This is a genomic window from Muricoccus nepalensis, assembly GCF_006438825.1.
GTDB lineage: Bacteria > Pseudomonadota > Alphaproteobacteria > Acetobacterales > Acetobacteraceae > Roseomonas > Roseomonas nepalensis.
The window spans coordinates 1-609 of record NZ_RCZP01000157.1 but is presented as its reverse complement, the minus strand read 5'-3'; the positions used below and the strand labels follow the sequence as shown (position 1 = coordinate 609).

1 protein-coding gene is annotated in these 609 nt (G+C 68.5%); it reads right to left on the bottom strand.

The genetic code is table 11. The annotated features are described in order from the left end of the window. On the bottom strand, nt 1-609 hold a 609-nt coding region (locus tag EAH89_RS31725), incomplete at both ends, for an IS701 family transposase (RefSeq protein ID WP_456306551.1).

Genomic DNA, 609 nt, shown 5'->3' with positions numbered 1-609 from the left:
GAAGAGGCGGTCCAGCACGAGGCCAGCGGCGCGTCGGAGGTCGCTGATGAGATGGCGGATCTCGCCGGTGCTGAAGTCGACTGGAGAGGGGGTTTGCTGGTCCCCCTTTTTGCCGCGAGGCGGCGTTGAGCCTCACGCGCATGCCGGCGAGAAAGGCCAGAGCAAGCATGGCCAGTGTGATGTGCCGGTACCATCCGTGCCACGAGCGGATCTCGTAGTCGGCCAGGCCGACCTCCTGCTTGGCGACCTCGAAGCATTCCTCGATGGCCCAGCGCCGGCCCGCAACACGCGCCAGAGTGGCCAGGCTGGTCCTGTCGGGGCCGAAGACGACGTAGTAGTCGAGATCCTTCGGATCCGTGCGGCTGCGCCGGACCAGCAGCCAGTGGTCCCAGGGGGGCTGCTGGAGCCGGGTCAGCCGCAGGCGCGCCCAGTCATAGACCCGCTCGCCCTTGCTGCCCGCCCCGGCCGACAAACGTCGCCAGGCCTGGGCCGGCAAACAAGCGGCCAGGCGCGAGGCAGCGTGCTGACCGAGATGGTCGTTCAGCACCGCCCAGAGCTTCTCGTTGCTGCGGATCGCCAGCACGAAGGGCTGCTCGCGCTGTTCAAGGG